The following is a 17,146-nucleotide window of genomic DNA, read 5'->3' on the forward strand; positions in this document are numbered from 1 at the left end:
CAAAACTAGCTTCGGCCACTCTTGGATATGGCCTCGCCCGTATCGTACAAATCGTGAACAGTATAGATGTTCTATTTGTGTTCCGCAAGCGGTACCCGGCAGGTGTTGGCCCGAACGGCGCTTTTGGACGCCTTTTGTTCGTTTGATTCGGGTTGCCGGGCGGTTAACTAGTCCGGGAAGGGCAGGACGGAGACCTTTCCGCCCTCAGGGACTGGCGGGGAGGAGGGCGGCTGCACGATGAGGCAGTCCGCACGCACCAGTGCTCCCATCAGGGACGAATCTTGCGAGGGCAAGGGGCGAACGGTGCGGGTGCCGTCGCCGGTAAAGGCGGAAACGGCCCGATGATAGGCCTGCCGGGGACCGCCCTTGGCAAGCGGAGCGGCCAGAACGGCCTCTTGCAGGAGATCCTTACGGCTTTCGCCGAGAAGCGCACGCAGCATCGGCCGCAGGAAAACCAAGCCGCAGACCAGTGCCGAGACAGGGTTCCCCGGAAGACCGAGCACCCGTGCGGAGCCGAGCCGTCCTGCGAACACCGGTTTTCCCGGACGCATGGCCACTTTGGCAAAGTCGAGCTCGAGGCCAGCATCGGCGAGGGCACCGGAAACCAGATCGCGGTCACCGACAGAGGCTCCGCCGATCGTGACGAGGACATCGGCGTCGGCGCCCCTCGCGATCGCGTCGGCAAGCGCCTGCGCCTCGTCGGGTGCAATCCCCAGATCCACAGGCTCACCGCCCAACGCATCGACAAGGGCAGCGATGCCGTAGCTGACGGACGCCACGATCTCGTCGGGACCGGGCGTGCTCCCCGGCGGCACGATCTCGTCGCCGGTCGAAAGGATCGCCACACGCGGCTTCTTGCGGACCGGCAGCTCCGCATGATTCATCGACGCGGCCAGCATGATCGCGCGCGCGCCGAGCCGCGTTCCCTCGGTCAACAGCACGTCGCCGTCCATGAAATCCTGACCGCGCGGGCGGATGTGCCGCCCGGCCTCGGCCTCCTTGATCAGGACGCTGTTTCCCAGCGTCTCGGTGTCTTCCTGGATCACCACCGTATCGGCCCCGTCGGGCACCGGCGCGCCCGTAAAGATCCGAACGGCTTGGCCAGGCTCGAGGATGCCGTCGAAGCGCGCACCGGCTGCGGACGTGCCAACGAGGGCGAGCGTCGCGGGGAGGGCGCGCACGTCGGCGGCGCGAACCGCATAGCCGTCCATGGCCGAGGAATCGAAAGGGGGTTGGGTGAGCGTCGCGCTCAAATCCTCGGCCAGCACGCGGCCTGCGCCTTGCGCCACCGGAACGCGCTCGACACCAAGCGGCGTCATGCCCCGGAGGGCCGCTTCAAGCGCATCCTCGACGGAAGAAAGGGCCATCGCTTACCGCGCGCGAAACGTGCCCGACCGGCCGCCCGTCTTCTCGATAAGGCGGATGCCCGTGAAGCCCATGGCCCGATCCACGGCCTTGCACATGTCGTAGAGCGTGAGGCAGGCGACCGTGACCGCCGTCAACGCCTCCATCTCGACGCCGGTTTTGCCGTCGACCTTCGCCGTCGCCTCGACGCGCAGACAGGCGTTGTCGCGGTCCGGCTCGAAATCGACCGTGACTTTCGACAGCGCCAGCGGGTGGCACAGAGGAATGAGTTCGGAGGTCTTCTTGGCGCCCATAATGCCGGCGATCCGCGCGGTCGCCAGCACGTCGCCCTTGGGCGCCGTCCCGTCCAGAATCATGTCGAGCGTCGCCGGCGCCATGGTCACGAAGCCTTCGGCAGTGGCGCTGCGTGAGGTAACGGCCTTCTCCGAGACATCGACCATATGGGCCTCGCCGCGCGCATTGAGATGCGACAGCGGGCTCTTCATGGGGCTGCTCATTGCGCGGCCTCGGCGCTGGCTTCCTCGCCCGTCAGGAGCGCGCGGGTTGCGGCGGCCACGTCCACCTTCCGCATCAAGCTCTCGCCCACCAGGAACGCCCGCACTTCGGCGCGGGCGAGCCGCGCCAGGTCCTCATGATGGAAGATGCCGCTCTCCGAGACGACGATGCGGTCTCCGGTCACGCGTGGGGCGAGACGTTCGGTGGTCTCGAGCGTCGTGTCGAAGGTTTTGAGATCACGGTTGTTGATGCCGATCAGCTCGGTCTTGAGCTTCAACGCGCGTTCGAGCTCCGCCTCGTCGTGCACTTCCGCGAGCACATCCATGCCGAGATCCTGCGCCGCGTCCTCGAGGTCGCGAGCCAAGGCGTCGTCCAGCGCCGCCATGATGATCAGGATGCAGTCCGCCCCGAGAACGCGCGCTTCGAGCACTTGGTACGGATCGACCATGAAGTCCTTGCGCAGAGCGGGCAGCGAGCACGCCGCGCGGGCCATGGTCAGATATTCCGGGTTGCCCTGGAACGAGGGACCGTCCGTCAGCACGGACAGACACGCCGCGCCGCCGGCCTCGTAGGCGACCGAAAGGGTCGGTGGGTCGAAATAGGCCCGGATCAGGCCCTTGGACGGGCTGGCTTTCTTGATTTCCGCGATGAGGCCGAAGTCCCCGGCCGCGATCTTCGCCTTCAGGGCGCCAGCGAAGCCCCGGGGCTTATCGGCCGGATCGAGCTGCGCTCTCAGGTCGGCTTCGGAGTGCGTTTTCTTAGCATCCGCAACCTCTTCGCGCTTGTAGGTCAGAATTTTGTCGAGGACGGTCGCCATGGGATATTCCTATCCGTCCACCTTAGCATTGGTGCGTTCCACAAGCCCCTCCAAAACCTTGAAGGCCTTGCCGCTGTCGATGGACTCCGCCGCCAGCGCGACCCCGTCGCGCAGCGTGTTGGCTTTCCCGGCGACCAGCAGCGCCGCGGCGGCATTCATGAGGACGATGTCTCGGATTCGGCCCCTGGTTGCCTGGAGCACGGACCGGATATGCGCCGCGTTCTCTTCCGCATCGCCCCCGATCAAATCCTCGGGCTTGGCGTCCGGCAGGCCGGCATTGCGCGGCGAAATCCGGAATGTGGAGACTTGGCCCTGGTCGAGGAGGGCCACCTCGGTGATGTTTGTGGTGGTCACCTCGTCGAGACCGTCCAGCCCGTGCACCACCCAGGCGCGCTCGACGCCGAGGCGCCCGAGAACGCGGGCGATCGGCTCCACATATTTGGCATCGAACACGCCCACGACCTGATATTTGGTCGCCGCCGGATTGGCCAAAGGTCCGAGCAGATTGAAGATCGTCCGCACACCGAGCTCGCGGCGCACCTTGGCCACATGGCGCATGGCAGCGTGATGGGCCGGGGCGTACATGAACCCCAATCCGCACTCGGCGATGCAAGCCTCGATGGTCTCGGGTGGGCAGTCCACGTTGACGCCGAGCGCTGCGAGCACGTCGGCCGAACCCGAGCGCGAGGAAATCGACTTGTTGCCGTGTTTGGCCACGGGCACGCCGGCGCCGGCCACGACGAACGCGGCGCAGGTCGAGATGTTGTGCGTTCCCTTGGCATCGCCGCCCGTGCCGCAGGTGTCGATCGCGTCTGCGGGCGCTTTGACCGGCAAGACCTTGTCGCGAAGCACGCCGGCAGCGCCTGCGATTTCAGCGACGGTTTCGCCGCGTACATGCAGGCCCATCAACAGCGCCCCGATCTGAGCGTCTGTGCCTTGGCCCGACATGATGGCCTCGAACGTCATCGCGGACGCCTTCTGCGACAGCGTCTCGCCGTGGGCGATGATCTTGAGCGCCTCCCGTACGACTTCGGACTCCGCTTGCGGGGCGGGCGGGGGATTAGAGGACACCGGCCGTATCTTTCTCCGGGAGACCGCGGCTGTTCCGCTCCACACGGGCGAGGTCCAGAAAATTAGCGAGCAGTTGATGCCCGTACTCGGACGCTATGCTCTCGGGATGGAACTGAACGCCATGCACGGGGTAGCTTTTGTGCTGCATCCCCATGATGATGCCGTCCGGCGTTTCGGCCGTCACTTCCAGCTCGTCCGGCAGCGTGTCCCGGTCGACGACGAGCGAATGATAGCGGGTGGCGGAGAAGTCCTGCGGCAGCCCGGCGAAGATGCCTTTACCCGTGTGGTGCACCTTCGAGAGTTTCCCGTGCATCAGATAGGGCGCACGGACGACCTTGCCGCCATAGACCTGACCGATGGCCTGGTGGCCGAGGCACACGCCGAGGATCGGCACGTCGGGCCCGGCACGGCTGATCAGCTCGAGGCAAATGCCGGCGCGGTCCGGGTCGCACGGGCCGGGCGACAGCACGATCGCCTCCGGGCCCTCCGCGAGGACCTCGTCGACGGTCACCTTGTCATTCCGGTAGACCTTGGTTTCCGCACCCAATTCCCCAAGGAAATGAACGAGGTTGTAGGTAAAGCTGTCGTAGTTATCGATCAGTGTCAGCATGGGTCCAGTTATGCCTTGCGCCAATGTGCCGTCAAGACCGGCAAGCTGTTAGGACGCGGCATCTCCCCGGATGTCGCGAGGGGCGAGGAACAGGGACAGGCTGCCGCTTCCCGCGTCGACGCTCGACCATAAACCGGCCGTGAAGTTGATCACCGCCAGCCCCGCCGTGGGATATTTCTCGGCCAAGCGGTCCCGCAGTTCCTTCGGCCCAGCCCCGATCAGCCCGAGAGCCAGGGCCTGAATTTCGGGGTTGTGTCCGATCAGCAAGACGCTTCGCGCGCCGGGCTGAAGGTCGCGCAGCATGCCGAGCATTTGGTCCGGACTCGCATGATACAGCGCATCGTCGTAGACCACCTCGGGCTCGATCTTGAGTTCAGGCAGCACGAGCGCGAGCGTGTCGACCGTGCGCTGCGCCGACGAACAGAGGACCAGCTCCGGATCGATCCCGCGTTCGGACATTGCCCGCCCCATGGCCGGCGCATCCCCCATGCCGCGCGTATTCAGCGGCCGTTCCCGGTCGGGGAGCGCCGGGTTCTTCCAGCTCGATTTCGCATGGCGCAGGAGGGTGAGGGTGAGCATGGGCGAAACCTCCTGGGCTTCCTATTGGCCGCGCTTGACCCGGGCGGCGAATCGGACGGCCTCGTCCGCGGCCTTGAACAGGGCCCCGGCCTTGTTGAGGCATTCGGTCTGCTCGTTCTCCGGAACGGAGTCTGCCACGATACCAGCGCCGGCCTGCACATACATGACACCGTCTTTCACGACGGACGTCCGCAACACGATGCAGCTATCCATTTCACCGTCGGCGGAGAAATAGCCGACGCAGCCCGCGTAGATGCCCCGCGCGGTCTCCTCCAGTTCATCGATGATCTCCATGGCCCGGACCTTCGGTGCGCCGGACACGGTGCCGGCGGGAAAGCCCGCCATCAGCGCATCGACGGAGTCGTATTTCGGCGACAGCTTCCCAGCGACGTTCGAGACGATGTGCATGACCTGGCTGTAGTACTCCAGGAAGAAGCTGTCGGTCACCTCGACGCTGCCGACTTCTGCGACGCGACCGACGTCGTTGCGCCCGAGGTCAAGCAGCATGAGGTGTTCCGCGCACTCCTTGGCATCGGCGAGCAGGTCTTTCGCGAATGCCTGATCCTCCTCCGGCGTGCTGCCCCGCGGCCGTGTGCCGGCGATGGGGCGAATGGTGACGTCTCCCTTCCGCACACGAACCAAAATCTCGGGGCTCGATCCGACCACGGCGAAACCGCCGAAGTTCAGGTAATACAGATACGGTGACGGATTGACCCGCCGCAGCGCGCGATACAGCGAAAAAGGCGGCAGCTCGAACGGCGCCTCAAAGCGTTGGCTGAGGACGACCTGGAAGATATCGCCCGCGGAGATGTACTCCTTCGCCCGCGCGACCTTCGCCATATAGGCATCCGGCGGCGTCATGGCGCGCGGCGCAGGATGAGGCATGTCGTCGGCAAGCTCGGGCTTGTGGGGCAGAGGCTGATCCAGCCGCTCCAAAATGACGTTCAAGCGCTCTCCGGCACGCGCATAGGCGGCCTTCGCGCTGACGCCCGGCGCCGGCCGGACCGGCGTGACGACGCACAGCTCGTCCTTCACGCTGTCGAAGATTGCAATCAACGTGGGGCGCACGAGGATGCTGTCAGGCAGGCCGAGGTCGTCCGCCGGGCCATCGGGCAGGTTCTCGATTAGCCGCACCGTGTTGTAGCCCATGAAGCCGAAGATGCCGGCCGCCATGGGCGGCAGCGCGTCGGGCAGGGCGATCTTGGACTCGGTCAGGAGAGAGCGAAGGCTCTCGAGCGCCGGCTGTTGAACGGGTGCGAACGCGTCCGGGTCCGATTGCGGACTCCGATTGACTTCGGCCTTGTTGCCTTGCGCCCGCCAGATCAGATCCGGCTCGCAGCCGATGATCGAATAGCGGCCGCGATTGGATCCGCCCTCGACAGATTCGAAGAGGAAGCTGTTCGGACGCTCATCGGCGATCTTGAGCATGGCCGAGACGGGCGTTTCCAGATCGGCGACAAGCCGCGTCCACACCACTTGCGGGACACCGTCTTCGTAGAGACGCGCGAATGCCGTGAAGTCCGGCTCCATTGGAGCCGAACCGAGATCGGGCAGGGCGGGCTCACCGAAGCTGGCGCCGAACTCATGGCGCCTCGCCGGTACCCGTCAACCGCGCCAGAGCCTGGCGGTTGATCTTCACGCCGTAGGTCTGCTCGAGCTCGCTGAAATATTCCGCGATGATGTCCTCGCTATAGAGCAGCCCGATCCGCGCGCCCAACTGCTTGAGTGCGCGGGGGTCGACCTCGGGCGGCTCGACGATATCTTCCACCTGGAACACGATGCGGCCTTCGTCGCGCCCGATGCAGCCGAGCCGTAGCCACCCTTCGGCAGCGTGAAGGCCTGCTGCACCGCAGGGGGAAGCACATTGACCGTGATGTCGTCGCGCTTCAGCGCCGACGTCGGCAGCACTTCCTGACCGAGATCCGAGGCGACACCTTCGAGGGTCTTCGAACCGCTATTCAGCTCACTGATCAGCTTGTCCGTGTAGGTCTTGACCTGATTTCGCGTGGCCTCCCCACGCCAGCCCTTTTCGACCTCGCTGCGGACCTCGTCGAAGGGCTGCAGCGTCTCGGGCGTAATCCCCAAGACCTCGTACCACACCACGCCTTCGTCACGAGCATCGATCGGATCGTTTTCGATTCCGGCATCGGTCGCGAAGACTCCGTTCAAGAGCTCCTTCTGCGCCGGCGCTTCGAGCTGCGTGCCGTCAGTTGGACCCGTCCGATCGACCTGGTCTACGACCACATAGTCGAGCTTGAGCTTGCCCGCCGTCTCTTCGAGTGTCGCGCCGGAGGCAAGTTCGTCCTCGACCTTGTCATGCATGTCGAAGATCGCCCCGGAGGCGCGCTCCTTGACGAGGTCGTTCTCGATGTTGGCCTTGGCCTCTTCGAAAGTCGGAATCTTGCCCGGGGTGATTTCGGTCACCCGGAGCAGCACCACACCGCCGAGCTTACCGGTGACAGGCTTGCTGACTTCATCCTTCTCGAGCTTGAAGGCTTCCTCCGCGACGACGGAATCGGCGAGGTCCTTTTTCGCCACGGTTCCGAGGTCGATGTCGGATTCGCTGAGGCCCAATTCCTTCGCGGCCTCGACGAAATCGGTTCCGGCCTCGATCTTGGCGGCGACCTTCTCAGCCTCTTCCGCACTCGGCAGGAGCAATCTGCTGCACATGCCGTGTCTCGGCCTGACCGAGCGTGTCCTTCTTGGACTCGTACGTGCCTTGATGTCCGCCTCGGTGATGTTCAGCTCGTCCCTCACGGTATCCGGCGTCACCGCGATGAGACCGACCTTCCGGTATTCCGGCTGGGTGAAGGTCTGCTTGTGATTGTCGTAGTACGCTTTCAAGTCCTCTTCGGTCGGGTCGCCGGGGGCTTCGGCCGCGGACTTCGGGACGAGCACATATTTCAGAATGCGGCGCTCTTCATTGAAGCGGTTCAAGGCATCGATGACGGCCTTGGGGCTGCTCGCGACTTCACCGACCGTCACCAGCAACTGACGCCGCAGCGTCTGCTCGCGCAGCGTCTGCAGATAGGCGCCTTCGCTCATACCGATATTGCGCAAGGCGGACTGAAAGGCGAGGGGGCTGAAATTGCCCGCTCCATCCTGGAAGGATGGATCCTTCATGATCTGCTCGAGCAGTGCCTCGTCGCTGATGCTGAGACCGAGATGGCTCGCATGCGTGTCGACAGCGGCGCCGCCCACCAGCCGTTCCAGCACGCGCTGATCGAGACCCGCCGCGCGCGCCTCTTGCAGACTGAGGGCACGGCCCGCGTCTTGGCTCATAGTGCGCAAGACGTCCTGCTGGGCGCGCTGATAGTCCTGGGGTGAGATCTCGGTATCGCCGACCTCGATCAAGGTCTGCTGGCCGTAGCCAGTGAAGATATCTGCGATACCCCAAATGGCGAAGCTCACCACCAACAGGGCGACGAGAATCAAACCAAACGTTCGTGCTGCGCCTTTGCGCAATGTAGCGAGTGCCACGCCTCGAAAACCTTCTTATACATGAATTGCCAAATGCGCATCCGCGTCCGATGGTATGGCCGCTTGGCGCGGCGCGCATCATAGGTAGACAGCGCGGGTGCGGCAACACGCACGAGCAAAGGAAAATCGCGCTATTTCGATAAGGCAACTGCGCGAGTTGGGGGGAAGAGTGACTGCAATCAGGCCGCTTGTCGCCGGCAATTGGAAGATGAACGGGCTGAGCGGTTCGTTGTCCGAGCTTTCGGCGCTCCGGAAACGTCTCGACGCCGCGCCCGTTCCGCAGGCCGACGCCATGATGTGCCCGCCGGCGACCCTTCTCGCCCGAGCCCGGGATGTGCTGGAGGGCTCCTCTATCCTGCTCGGGGCGCAAGACTGCCATCCGCTGCCCTCCGGCGCCCACACAGGCGATATTTCCGCAGAAATGCTGGCCGATGCGGGGGCCACGGCCGTGATCGTGGGCCACTCCGAACGCCGGATCGATCACGGCGAAACGGACGCGTTGGTGCACGCCAAGGCCCTTGCCGCATACCGGGCCGGGCTGACCGCGATCATTTGCATCGGTGAGACCGAAGCCCAATACCGGGACGGGAAGACCCTCGACATCCTGCGCAGCCAGCTCGAAGGCTCGGTGCCGGAGGGCGCGCGCGCCGCGAATACCGTCGTGGCCTATGAGCCCGTCTGGGCGATCGGCACCGGGCTCACGCCCACGCCGCCCGAGGTGGCCCAGGTCCATGGCCTCATTCGCTCCGTTCTGGGTCAACTGCTGGGCGATTCGGAAGCGGGCGCCATGCGGATCTTGTATGGCGGCTCCGTGAAACCCGCCAACGCCGCCGAGCTGTTGTTCGTGCCGGATGTGAACGGCGCCCTGGTTGGCGGGGCCAGCCTGAAGGCTGACGATTTTTACGAGATTCTCGCCGTTTACGCGGAAATTCAGGGCTGATCAGTCCCCGGAAAAGCTTGGGTCGGCGCTTGCAAATCCGCTAGGGTTCTGCATTCTGCCAAGGTGAAGACGGCAGGGGGCCAAGATTTGCTTGGGAAGCCGATGACGAAGCTGCATCCAATGGCAGTCATACTGTTCGTTGCCGGCTTCGTTGCGCCCTACGGCACCGCGCACGCCGAGATGCTGGAACCCGAAGAGTGCGAGGCACTCAAAACCCAGCAGAAATCGCTCCTAACCCCGACGGTCCAGTCCGCCCTGACAAAGGGACCTGATTGGGTCAAGGACAACCTTCACGACCAGGAAAAGATCGAGCAGGTCCGCGAATACCTGTTGGTCGAGGAAAAGCTCGCTTTCCGCTGCCGCACGGACGGCGTCCGGATTCCGAAACCGATGCCGCCGCCGCTGCCCGACCGCAAACCCGCCGTTCCGACCTTCGTCGTGGCCGGTGTCGACGCCACATCGCTCATGCCGCTGCGCAACCCCTCGAGAGAGGCGGCCGACGCCATCGCGTCTGTCCTTAGCGAAGAAGGCGAGGGGGAAGGCGACATCGACAACGGCTTGGATGAAGCCTCCAAGGACGAGGACCCCGGCAATAGCGGCCTCGCCAGCGCCGCGGGCGGGGTGAACGCCGCCGGGGAGGCCCTGGCAAAAGACGAGGCCGCCATACGGCAGGGGCTAGCCAAGCCCTAGCGGATTCGGATAAGACAGCGCCTTCGAATAACAAGGCGACACTATGAGCACCGTACTTCTTCTGATCCATGTGATGATCGCGATGGCCCTCGTGGGCGTCATCCTGCTGCAACGCTCCGAGGGCGGCGCGCTGGGTATTGGCGGCGGCGGTGGCGGCGGTGGCGCCGGATTCATGACCGGCCGCGGTGCCGGCGATGCTCTCACGCGGGCCACGGCCATTTTGGCGGCCTGCTTTTTCGCCACCAGCCTGACCCTGTCGATTCTGGCGAGCCACAATACGGCCTCCGGTCCGTCGATCGTGCCGACCAGTGGCGGCGAAGGCGGGCTGACCCCGCTTGCGATCCCCGGTCAGAGCGAACCGGCTACGCCCGCGGCACCGGCTGCGCCGTCCGGACCGCAAGTTCCGCAGTCGAACTGATTGCGTCCCAAGTTTCTCACAGGAAATTCTGCGCCATGACGTCACTCACGCCAGGTTTAGGCTGCGCATGAGCGAAGACTCGGTGTAGGGTCGAGGCCCATGGCGCGGTACGTCTTCATTACCGGCGGCGTGGTTTCCTCACTCGGCAAGGGGCTCGCTTCGGCAGCGCTAGGAGCGCTTTTACAGGCGCGCGGCTATCGCGTGCGCCTTTGTAAGCTCGACCCCTATTTGAACGTCGATCCAGGGACCATGAGCCCCTATCAGCACGGCGAAGTCTTCGTCACCGATGACGGTGCGGAGACGGACCTGGATCTCGGCCATTACGAGCGCTTCACCGGCAGGCCCGCGCGGCAGGCCGACAACATCACCACGGGCCGGATCTACCAGGAGATCATCGCCAAGGAGCGCCGGGGCGATTACCTGGGCGCCACCGTCCAGGTCATTCCGCACGTCACCGACGCCATCAAGAACTTCATCGTCACCGGCAACGAAGACGTAGATTTCGTCCTCTGCGAGATCGGCGGCACGGTGGGCGACATCGAGGGCCTGCCGTTCTTCGAAGCCATTCGGCAGCTCGGCAACGAGTTGCGCGCGGAACGAGCGCCTTTCGTCCACCTGACGCTGCTGCCATACATTCCGAGCGCCGGAGAACTCAAGACCAAGCCCACGCAGCACTCGGTGAAGGAACTGCGCTCGATCGGTATTCAGCCGGACATCCTCTTGTGCCGCGCCGACCGACCCTTACCGCCGGAAGAGCGGCGCAAAATTGCGCTGTTCTGTAACGTCCGCCCCGAAGCCGTGGTCCAGGCCCTGGACGTGTCGAGCATCTACGACGTGCCGCTGGCCTATCACTACGAAGGTTTGGACAGCGAACTCCTGGCTGCCTTCGGCATCGCCGATGCACCGGCGCCGAACCTGTCCCTGTGGACTGATATCTCCTCGACCATCGCCGAGCCCGATGGCGAGGTGACGATCGCAATCGTCGGCAAATATACCGGGCTGAAGGACGCGTATAAGTCCCTCAGCGAGGCGCTGACCCATGGCGGCATCGCCAACAAGGTCAAAGTCAATCTCGAATGGATCGAGTCGGAGATCTTCGAGAGTCAGGACACCGCTGCCTATCTGGAGAACGTCAACGGCATTCTCGTGCCGGGCGGATTCGGCGAACGCGGCGCCGAAGGCAAGATCCTGGCGGCACGCTACGCGCGGCAGCGGAAGTTTCCGTATTTCGGAATCTGTTTCGGCATGCAGATGGCCGTGCTTGAAGTCGCGCGCGATCTGGCGGGGATCGAGGCCGCAAGCTCGACCGAGTTCGGCCCGACCGACGAAGCGCTGATCGGCCTTATGACGGAGTGGATGAAGGGCGACGAGTTGGAGCGCCGCGAACAAAATGGCGATCTCGGCGGCACGATGCGGCTCGGCGCCTTCGACGCCACGCTCGCGCCCGACAGCAAGGTCGCCAGCATTTACGGAACGACGGAGATCTCCGAACGCCACCGGCACCGCTACGAAGTGAATATGCGCTATCGCGAGCAACTCGAGAACGCAGGCTTACGTTTCTCGGGCCTGTCGCCTGACGGCCTCTTGCCCGAGATCGTGGAGATCCCCGACCATCCCTGGTTCGTCGGCGTTCAGTTCCACCCCGAACTGAAATCGCGGCCGTTCGATCCTCATCCGCTCTTCAAGTCGTTCATTGCGGCGGCCGTCGAGCAGAGCCGATTGGTGTAACCACGGAGGATCGCGTGGCGGAAAAGCGTCTGAAAGGATCCTGCGCCTGCGGCCAGGTTCAGGTGGAGACAAGAGGCGAGCCGTACCGGGTCGGCGTGTGTCACTGCATGACATGCCGCAAGGCCCATGGCGCGCCGTTCAACTTCTACGCCGTGTTTCCACCCGAGGCGGTTACCGTGTCGGGAGAGGTGATCGCCTTCGCGAGCACCGAGAAGGTCCGGCGCTTTTCCTGCCGCAACTGCGGCGCGCCCATCTACTCGACCTATTTCCGCGAGGACGAGTTCTACGTGCACCCCGGCTCGTTCGACGAGATCGGGGCTTTCACGCCCACATACGAACTTTGGACGAAGCGCCGCGAGCCCTGGCTACCGGCCTTTCCGACCTGTGTGAGCCAGTTCCCCGAGAGCCGGCAGAAGTGGACGCGGCGCGAGCCGGAATAGGCAGGCGCCGCGTAGTATCCGCTCTATTTCGTTGGCGCAGATGCACCCGGAGCGACGTCGGAATCGCCTTCGCCCCTGATCGGAATCTCATCGTCGCCCGACAGTACGCCGCCCGGCCTAAACAGGAGCCCGGCCAGTCCCGCGCCGAACAGCGGCGCGACGATGAACAACCACACTTGGGCCAGAGCCAGCGGATTCGATGCCGCGCCAACCAGCGCCGGACCGAACGAACGGGCCGGGTTCACCGAGGTTCCGGTGATGTTGATGCCGAGCAGATGGAGCGCAACCAGCGTGAACCCGATCGCCAGCCCAGCGAGCCCTACGGGAGCGCCTTTTTGGGTCACGCCGAGAATGCAGACGAGAAACAGGAACGTTCCGACGACTTCGTAGACAAATGCCGAGGCGAGGCTGTACTCGCCGAGATAGCCCGGACCCCAGCCATTCTGGCCGAGACTGCCCGTCCAGCCGGAGGCCTTGCCCGAAAGGATGACATAGAGCACGGCGGCACCCACGATGGCGCCCAGCACCTGAGCGATCACATAGGTGATGAAATCCGACACGGTCATCCGCCCCGCCACGAGAACGCCGAGGCTGACGGCCGGGTTGATATGACAGCCGGACACTTGGCCGATGCCGTACGCCATGGCCACGATGGCAAGGCCGAACGCCATGGCGATGCCTAGGATATCGACGGACGTCGCGCCTTCGCCCATGCCGGCGATCACGGCCGTACCGCAGCCGAAAAGAACCAGTGCAAACGTCCCGATGAATTCGGCGATCGCCTTATTCATACCCATTCCTCCTCGATGAGATGTCCGGGAAACCCGGCGGCGAAAGCACTGCATGTTCGCCGCACGGCTGCCTAGTCAGATCACGCCACCGGTCGAGTTCCCCACAGTTGACGCATGCCCGCGCACGGCCCATGAAGAGCCCCATGAATGAAGCAATGAAGCCCGCGCCGGCGGCCACGGTCTCCGCCGGATCCGTCACCTTCGGCAACGCGTTGCCGCTCGCCATCATGGCCGGTCCCTGTGCGCTCGAGAGCCGCGAACATGCGCTCGAAACCGCCGCAGCCCTGAAGGAAATCGCAGGCCGGGTCGGGATCGGGCTCGTCTACAAGTCCTCTTTCGACAAGGCCAACCGGACGAGCCTGTCCAGCGCCCGGGGGCTTGGCCTGGAAGAGGCGCTTCCCATCTTCGCCGAAATCCGCGAGGCGACGGGGCTACCCGTGGTCACTGACGTCCATGAGCCGGACCAATGCGCCGCCGCGGCCGAAGCCGTGGATGTGCTTCAGATCCCCGCGTTCCTCTGCCGCCAAACGGACCTTCTGATCGCCGCCGCCAAGACCGGCAAGGTCGTCAACGTCAAGAAGGGGCAGTTCCTGGCACCGTGGGATATGCGCCATGTGGTGACGAAGGTCGTCGGCGCCGGCAACCCGAACGTCCTCGTGACCGAGCGCGGCGTATCGTTCGGCTACAACACGCTCGTCTCCGACATGCGGGCGCTGCCGATCCTGGCGGAGACCGGTGCGCCGGTCATTTTCGATGCGACCCATTCGGTGCAGCAGCCGGGCGGGCAGGGCGGCACCAGCGGCGGCGAGCGGCGCTTCGTCCCTGTTTTGGCGCGTGCGGCGGTGGCCGTCGGCGTTGCCGGTGTTTTCATAGAGACCCATCAGGACCCCGACGCAGCGCCGTCGGACGGTCCCAACATGGTGCCCCTGCGCGACCTCGAACGTTTGCTGAAAGACCTCTTGGCCTTCGATCGCCTGGCCAAGGCGCAAGGCTAAGGAGCACGCGCGGCTAGGCAGCGAACGCGACCTGCCAATCGCCTAGAGCGGCGCGATGAGGTGTTCAGTTTCCGGGTCCCAGCGCCAAAGTCTCGCATTGGTGAGATGCGTGCCGCCCCACCAACGGTCAATCGGGTGACGCTCGGCCCAGTCGGCCCGGCCTTCGACCACGTCCTTACCGAGAGTGGTGAGGGCAGGCTGGCTCTTCACATAGGCTTCCATGCGCGCCTTGTCCTCGACCTGGAACGACGCACCGTCCAGCCCTGCAATCAACGGCGCGGGACCAAGCGCGAGCCCGTCGAGCACGCGCCAGAAGCTCCAGTCGCCCATGAACTCGGCGTCTTCCATCTTCTGCACGGCGCCGAATAGGGCGACCGCGGTGAGGCCGGACCCGGCGTTCAAACAGGCAAGGACCAGCCGCTCCGTCCGCGTCACGCCATCGGGACCAGGAAGCTCTTCCAGCATGCGGACGACAGCGCCCCGGAGAAACGGCAAGGCCGAGATATCCTCTCTCAGGAGATGCGCCCAGGCTTCCGGCGTGGGCTGGCGGAAAGCCGCCCAGGCCCTGACCGCCAGATCGAGCTGCGCATCCGTTACGGGCCGCGCCAGCGCGGCCTCGTCGACAATCGCTTCCGGCTCTTGGCGCGCGATGTACTCATCGGTTTGCACCATCAGGAGCGTTTCGGGCTCGCGCGGATGATCGGCGAACCAATCGAGCACCTGCAGAAGTTGGAGCTGATCGTAAAGATCGTGCTCGAACCATAGGATAACCCTATCGAAATTCGCGCTTATGCTCAGGCCCCGATAGCGCGCCTCAAAGTCGTTTTCGAGAACGCCCGGGTCCGCGGCGCCGGCTTCCGCCAAGAACGCGACCCGCGCCGCGCCCAACTCTTCCCGCGTTTCCGTGAGCGGCACCGGGCCTTCGTGCAGCACGTCGCGCCACGGAAGAACCTCCGTACCTTGCAAAGTCCGCCGCAAGAGTTCGCCCGCGGAATCGCCGTTGGTGATGATGAGATCGACCATGTTTTCAGAACCTTTGCCGCGACTAGCCGCGACCGCGATAGGGTGCGACGCCCTGGTCGGGAATCCAAATCCCTTCGGGCGGGCTCCCGCATTGCCAAAAAACGTCGATGGGGATGCCGCCGCGCGGGAACCAGTAGCCGCCGATCCGCAGCCAAGACGGCTCGAGCAGATCGGCAATGGCCTTGCCGATCGTAAGCGTCGTGTCTTCGTGGAAGGCCGCCGTGTTCCGGAAGCTGCCGAGATAGAGCTTGAACGATTTGGATTCGACCAGCCAGGCACCGGGCGTATAGTCCAGGACGAAATGGGCAAAATCCGGCTGACCGGTGACGGGACACAGGCACGTAAATTCCGGTGCGGTGAACCGCGCCACATAGGCCGTGTCCGGATGGGGGTTCGGAACCCGCTCCAGAATGGCATCGTCGGGTGAGGCTGGCAGCGGCGCGGTCTTGCCGAGCTGCCGCAGGCCTTGGTTCTTGACGGATGCCTTCTTCGCCGCCTCGGCCATCTTGTTGGCCGGGCTCTTTGCCGTTCTTTTCGAGGGGCGCTTGGCCATCCGCTACTCGGCCGCAAGCCGCATGGGCGGCCCGTGATAGACACAGCCCTCGTGGCAGGAGTCGCGCGCCACGACGACCTCCACGAGACCCGGCAGCCGGTTATGAAGCCGGTCCCAGAGCCACATGGCGATCCGCTCCAAGGTCGGGGCCGACAAGCCCTCGATGTCGTTCAGCATGCGGTGGTCGAGCGCATCCTTCGCGTCCTGGACCGCTGCTTCCAGCTCACCGAAATGGATGATGATGCCCGTGTCCTCGTCGGGCTGGCCGTCCACGGTGATGCGCGCACGGAACGAATGCCCATGCACCCGCGCATTCGGATGCCCGGGTGGGGCCGACGGCAGGAAATGCGCCGCCTCGAAGAAAAATTCCTTGTAAATTCGCATTCGCGCTGTTTAGGGGATTTTTGCGTGGCCGACCAGAGGCTGTACGCCACAGCGTCAACGCGCGCCGCCCTAAGGCAATCCCAGGATTTTATGGGTTTGCAGGCTCAAACGCCACTGCGGGTGTCGCAGACAGTAGTCCAGCGCCGCTTCCAAATTCGTCGTCCCGCCCGACCGGTCGTCGAGCGGTTGCAGCAGGAAGTGCGTGAAGGAGAGGCCGAGCACGTCCTCAGGCTCCATATCCGGCTGCGGATAGACGAGCTTCAACTCATCGCCGGAGCGCTGTCGGATCGGAGCCCCTGCCTTCGGACTGACGCAGATCCAATCGATCTCGTCGAGGACGGGAAGGGTGCCGTTCGTCTCGATGGCGGTCTCGAAACCGGCTTGGTGGAAGGCGTCGATCAAGGCCTCGTCGACCTGCAGCATCGGCTCACCGCCCGTGAGAACCACAAATTCGGCGGCGCCCGAGTTGCCCTTCCAGGCTGCCCGGCACGCTTGGACAACGTCTTCCGCCGTTTCGAACCGTCCGCCGCCGGGCCCGTCGGTTCCGACGAATTCCGTATCGCAGAAACGACAAATGGCGTCCGCGCGGTCTTTCTCCCGCCCCGACCACAGGTTACAGCCCGCAAAACGGCAGAAAACGGCCGGACGGCCGGCCTGCGCCCCTTCGCCCTGCAGCGTGTAGTAGATTTCCTTGACCGCATACATGAGCGGGTAAGTGGGCGCAAAACGCCCTTGAGACAAGCCCCATGTCCAACTCGCCATTGAAA

General features: G+C 64.4%; 19 protein-coding genes. 6 read left to right on the forward strand and 13 right to left on the reverse strand.

Annotation, left to right across the window (positions count from 1 at the left end; all coding sequences use genetic code 11):
- Window positions 1-167: 167 nt before the first annotated feature.
- From AUC70_RS09935 to AUC70_RS09970, 8 genes are all read right to left on the reverse strand, one after another.
- A complete protein-coding gene (locus AUC70_RS09935) occupies window positions 168-1,367 on the reverse strand; it encodes a molybdopterin molybdotransferase MoeA (protein WP_069444726.1) in 1,200 nt (399 codons plus the stop codon).
- Between the two features lie 3 nt (window positions 1,368-1,370).
- Complete coding sequence (gene moaC / locus AUC70_RS09940; RefSeq protein ID WP_069444727.1) at window positions 1,371-1,850, reverse strand: cyclic pyranopterin monophosphate synthase MoaC; 480 nt, start codon at window positions 1,848-1,850, stop codon at window positions 1,371-1,373.
- Window positions 1,851-1,858: 8 nt separating this feature from the next.
- Window positions 1,859-2,677 (reverse strand): indole-3-glycerol phosphate synthase TrpC, encoded by an 819-nt coding sequence (trpC, locus tag AUC70_RS09945; protein WP_069444728.1) that lies wholly within the window; start codon window positions 2,675-2,677, stop codon window positions 1,859-1,861.
- Window positions 2,678-2,686: 9 nt separating this feature from the next.
- Window positions 2,687-3,685: an anthranilate phosphoribosyltransferase gene (gene trpD, locus AUC70_RS09950; protein ID WP_141702105.1), complete on the reverse strand. Its 999-nt coding sequence runs from the start codon at window positions 3,683-3,685 to the stop codon at window positions 2,687-2,689.
- A gap of 52 nt (window positions 3,686-3,737) precedes the next feature.
- Window positions 3,738-4,358 (reverse strand): anthranilate synthase component II, encoded by a 621-nt coding sequence (locus AUC70_RS09955; protein ID WP_069444730.1) that lies wholly within the window; start codon window positions 4,356-4,358, stop codon window positions 3,738-3,740.
- Window positions 4,359-4,406: 48 nt separating this feature from the next.
- The gene (locus AUC70_RS09960) at window positions 4,407-4,937 is read right to left on the reverse strand and encodes a SixA phosphatase family protein (RefSeq protein ID WP_069444731.1); all 531 of its coding nucleotides are present in this window, start codon (window positions 4,935-4,937) and stop codon (window positions 4,407-4,409) included.
- 21 nt (window positions 4,938-4,958) lie between these two features.
- A complete protein-coding gene (gene trpE / locus AUC70_RS09965) occupies window positions 4,959-6,467 on the reverse strand; it encodes an anthranilate synthase component I (protein ID WP_069444732.1) in 1,509 nt (502 codons plus the stop codon).
- A gap of 105 nt (window positions 6,468-6,572) precedes the next feature.
- Window positions 6,573-8,417, reverse strand: a complete 1,845-nt coding sequence (locus tag AUC70_RS09970) for a SurA N-terminal domain-containing protein (RefSeq protein WP_083241464.1) — start codon at window positions 8,415-8,417, stop codon at window positions 6,573-6,575.
- 169 nt (window positions 8,418-8,586) lie between these two features.
- Here AUC70_RS09970 and tpiA point away from each other — a divergent pair, with 169 nt between their 5' ends.
- From tpiA to AUC70_RS09995, 5 genes are all read left to right on the forward strand, one after another.
- Window positions 8,587-9,357, forward strand: a complete 771-nt coding sequence (gene tpiA, locus AUC70_RS09975) for a triose-phosphate isomerase (RefSeq protein WP_083241465.1) — start codon at window positions 8,587-8,589, stop codon at window positions 9,355-9,357.
- Window positions 9,358-9,477: 120 nt separating this feature from the next.
- Window positions 9,478-10,047: a hypothetical protein gene (locus AUC70_RS09980; protein WP_141702067.1), complete on the forward strand. Its 570-nt coding sequence runs from the start codon at window positions 9,478-9,480 to the stop codon at window positions 10,045-10,047.
- Window positions 10,048-10,090: 43 nt separating this feature from the next.
- Window positions 10,091-10,465: a preprotein translocase subunit SecG gene (gene secG / locus AUC70_RS09985; protein WP_069444735.1), complete on the forward strand. Its 375-nt coding sequence runs from the start codon at window positions 10,091-10,093 to the stop codon at window positions 10,463-10,465.
- A gap of 99 nt (window positions 10,466-10,564) precedes the next feature.
- Window positions 10,565-12,193: a CTP synthase gene (locus tag AUC70_RS09990; protein WP_069444736.1), complete on the forward strand. Its 1,629-nt coding sequence runs from the start codon at window positions 10,565-10,567 to the stop codon at window positions 12,191-12,193.
- 14 nt (window positions 12,194-12,207) lie between these two features.
- On the forward strand, window positions 12,208-12,633 hold the full coding sequence (locus tag AUC70_RS09995; RefSeq protein ID WP_244505582.1) for a GFA family protein: 426 nt from the start codon (window positions 12,208-12,210) through the stop codon (window positions 12,631-12,633).
- A gap of 23 nt (window positions 12,634-12,656) precedes the next feature.
- Here AUC70_RS09995 and AUC70_RS10000 read toward each other — a convergent pair whose 3' ends face one another.
- Entirely contained in the window at window positions 12,657-13,424 is a 768-nt protein-coding gene (locus AUC70_RS10000; RefSeq protein WP_083241516.1) for an MIP family channel protein, read from the reverse strand.
- A gap of 143 nt (window positions 13,425-13,567) precedes the next feature.
- On the opposite strand from AUC70_RS10000, the gene kdsA reads away from it, so the two are divergent.
- Window positions 13,568-14,419, forward strand: a complete 852-nt coding sequence (gene kdsA, locus AUC70_RS10005; RefSeq protein ID WP_069445091.1) for a 3-deoxy-8-phosphooctulonate synthase — start codon at window positions 13,568-13,570, stop codon at window positions 14,417-14,419.
- A gap of 42 nt (window positions 14,420-14,461) precedes the next feature.
- On the opposite strand, the gene AUC70_RS10010 is transcribed toward kdsA, so the two are convergent.
- The 4 genes from AUC70_RS10010 to queE form a co-directional block, all read right to left on the reverse strand.
- Entirely contained in the window at window positions 14,462-15,442 is a 981-nt protein-coding gene (locus AUC70_RS10010) for a DUF1835 domain-containing protein (protein WP_069444737.1), read from the reverse strand.
- Between the two features lie 22 nt (window positions 15,443-15,464).
- Window positions 15,465-15,947, reverse strand: coding sequence for a preQ(1) synthase (gene queF, locus AUC70_RS10015; protein WP_069445092.1), 483 nt, complete (start codon window positions 15,945-15,947; stop codon window positions 15,465-15,467).
- A gap of 51 nt (window positions 15,948-15,998) precedes the next feature.
- On the reverse strand, window positions 15,999-16,379 hold the full coding sequence (locus AUC70_RS10020) for a 6-pyruvoyl trahydropterin synthase family protein (protein WP_069444738.1): 381 nt from the start codon (window positions 16,377-16,379) through the stop codon (window positions 15,999-16,001).
- A 69-nt stretch (window positions 16,380-16,448) separates the two neighbouring features.
- Complete coding sequence (queE, locus tag AUC70_RS10025) at window positions 16,449-17,141, reverse strand: 7-carboxy-7-deazaguanine synthase (protein ID WP_069444739.1); 693 nt, start codon at window positions 17,139-17,141, stop codon at window positions 16,449-16,451.
- Window positions 17,142-17,146 lie beyond the last annotated feature (5 nt).

The sequence above is a fragment of the Methyloceanibacter stevinii genome (assembly GCF_001723355.1).
GTDB classification, from domain to species: domain Bacteria; phylum Pseudomonadota; class Alphaproteobacteria; order Rhizobiales; family Methyloligellaceae; genus Methyloceanibacter; species Methyloceanibacter stevinii.

Excerpts from the sequence above, each read along its gene's own strand:
- AUC70_RS10000 (WP_083241516.1), bottom strand. The coding sequence starts at position 13,424 with ATGAATAAGGCGATCGCCGAATTCATCGGGACGTTTGCACTGGTTCTT.
- queE (WP_069444739.1), bottom strand. The coding sequence starts at position 17,141 with ATGGCGAGTTGGACATGGGGCTTGTCTCAAGGGCGTTTTGCGCCCACT.
- AUC70_RS09990 (WP_069444736.1), top strand. The coding sequence starts at position 10,565 with ATGGCGCGGTACGTCTTCATTACCGGCGGCGTGGTTTCCTCACTCGGC.
- queF (WP_069445092.1), bottom strand. The coding sequence starts at position 15,947 with ATGGCCGAGGCGGCGAAGAAGGCATCCGTCAAGAACCAAGGCCTGCGG.
- AUC70_RS09960 (WP_069444731.1), bottom strand. The coding sequence starts at position 4,937 with ATGCTCACCCTCACCCTCCTGCGCCATGCGAAATCGAGCTGGAAGAAC.
- AUC70_RS09935 (WP_069444726.1), bottom strand. The coding sequence starts at position 1,367 with ATGGCCCTTTCTTCCGTCGAGGATGCGCTTGAAGCGGCCCTCCGGGGC.
- secG (WP_069444735.1), top strand. The coding sequence starts at position 10,091 with ATGAGCACCGTACTTCTTCTGATCCATGTGATGATCGCGATGGCCCTC.
- AUC70_RS09955 (WP_069444730.1), bottom strand. The coding sequence starts at position 4,358 with ATGCTGACACTGATCGATAACTACGACAGCTTTACCTACAACCTCGTT.
- trpE (WP_069444732.1), bottom strand. The coding sequence starts at position 6,467 with ATGGAGCCGGACTTCACGGCATTCGCGCGTCTCTACGAAGACGGTGTC.
- trpC (WP_069444728.1), bottom strand. The coding sequence starts at position 2,677 with ATGGCGACCGTCCTCGACAAAATTCTGACCTACAAGCGCGAAGAGGTT.
- kdsA (WP_069445091.1), top strand. The coding sequence starts at position 13,568 with ATGAATGAAGCAATGAAGCCCGCGCCGGCGGCCACGGTCTCCGCCGGA.
- AUC70_RS10020 (WP_069444738.1), bottom strand. The coding sequence starts at position 16,379 with ATGCGAATTTACAAGGAATTTTTCTTCGAGGCGGCGCATTTCCTGCCG.
- moaC (WP_069444727.1), bottom strand. The coding sequence starts at position 1,850 with ATGAAGAGCCCGCTGTCGCATCTCAATGCGCGCGGCGAGGCCCATATG.
- AUC70_RS10010 (WP_069444737.1), bottom strand. The coding sequence starts at position 15,442 with ATGGTCGATCTCATCATCACCAACGGCGATTCCGCGGGCGAACTCTTG.
- AUC70_RS09980 (WP_141702067.1), top strand. The coding sequence starts at position 9,478 with ATGGCAGTCATACTGTTCGTTGCCGGCTTCGTTGCGCCCTACGGCACC.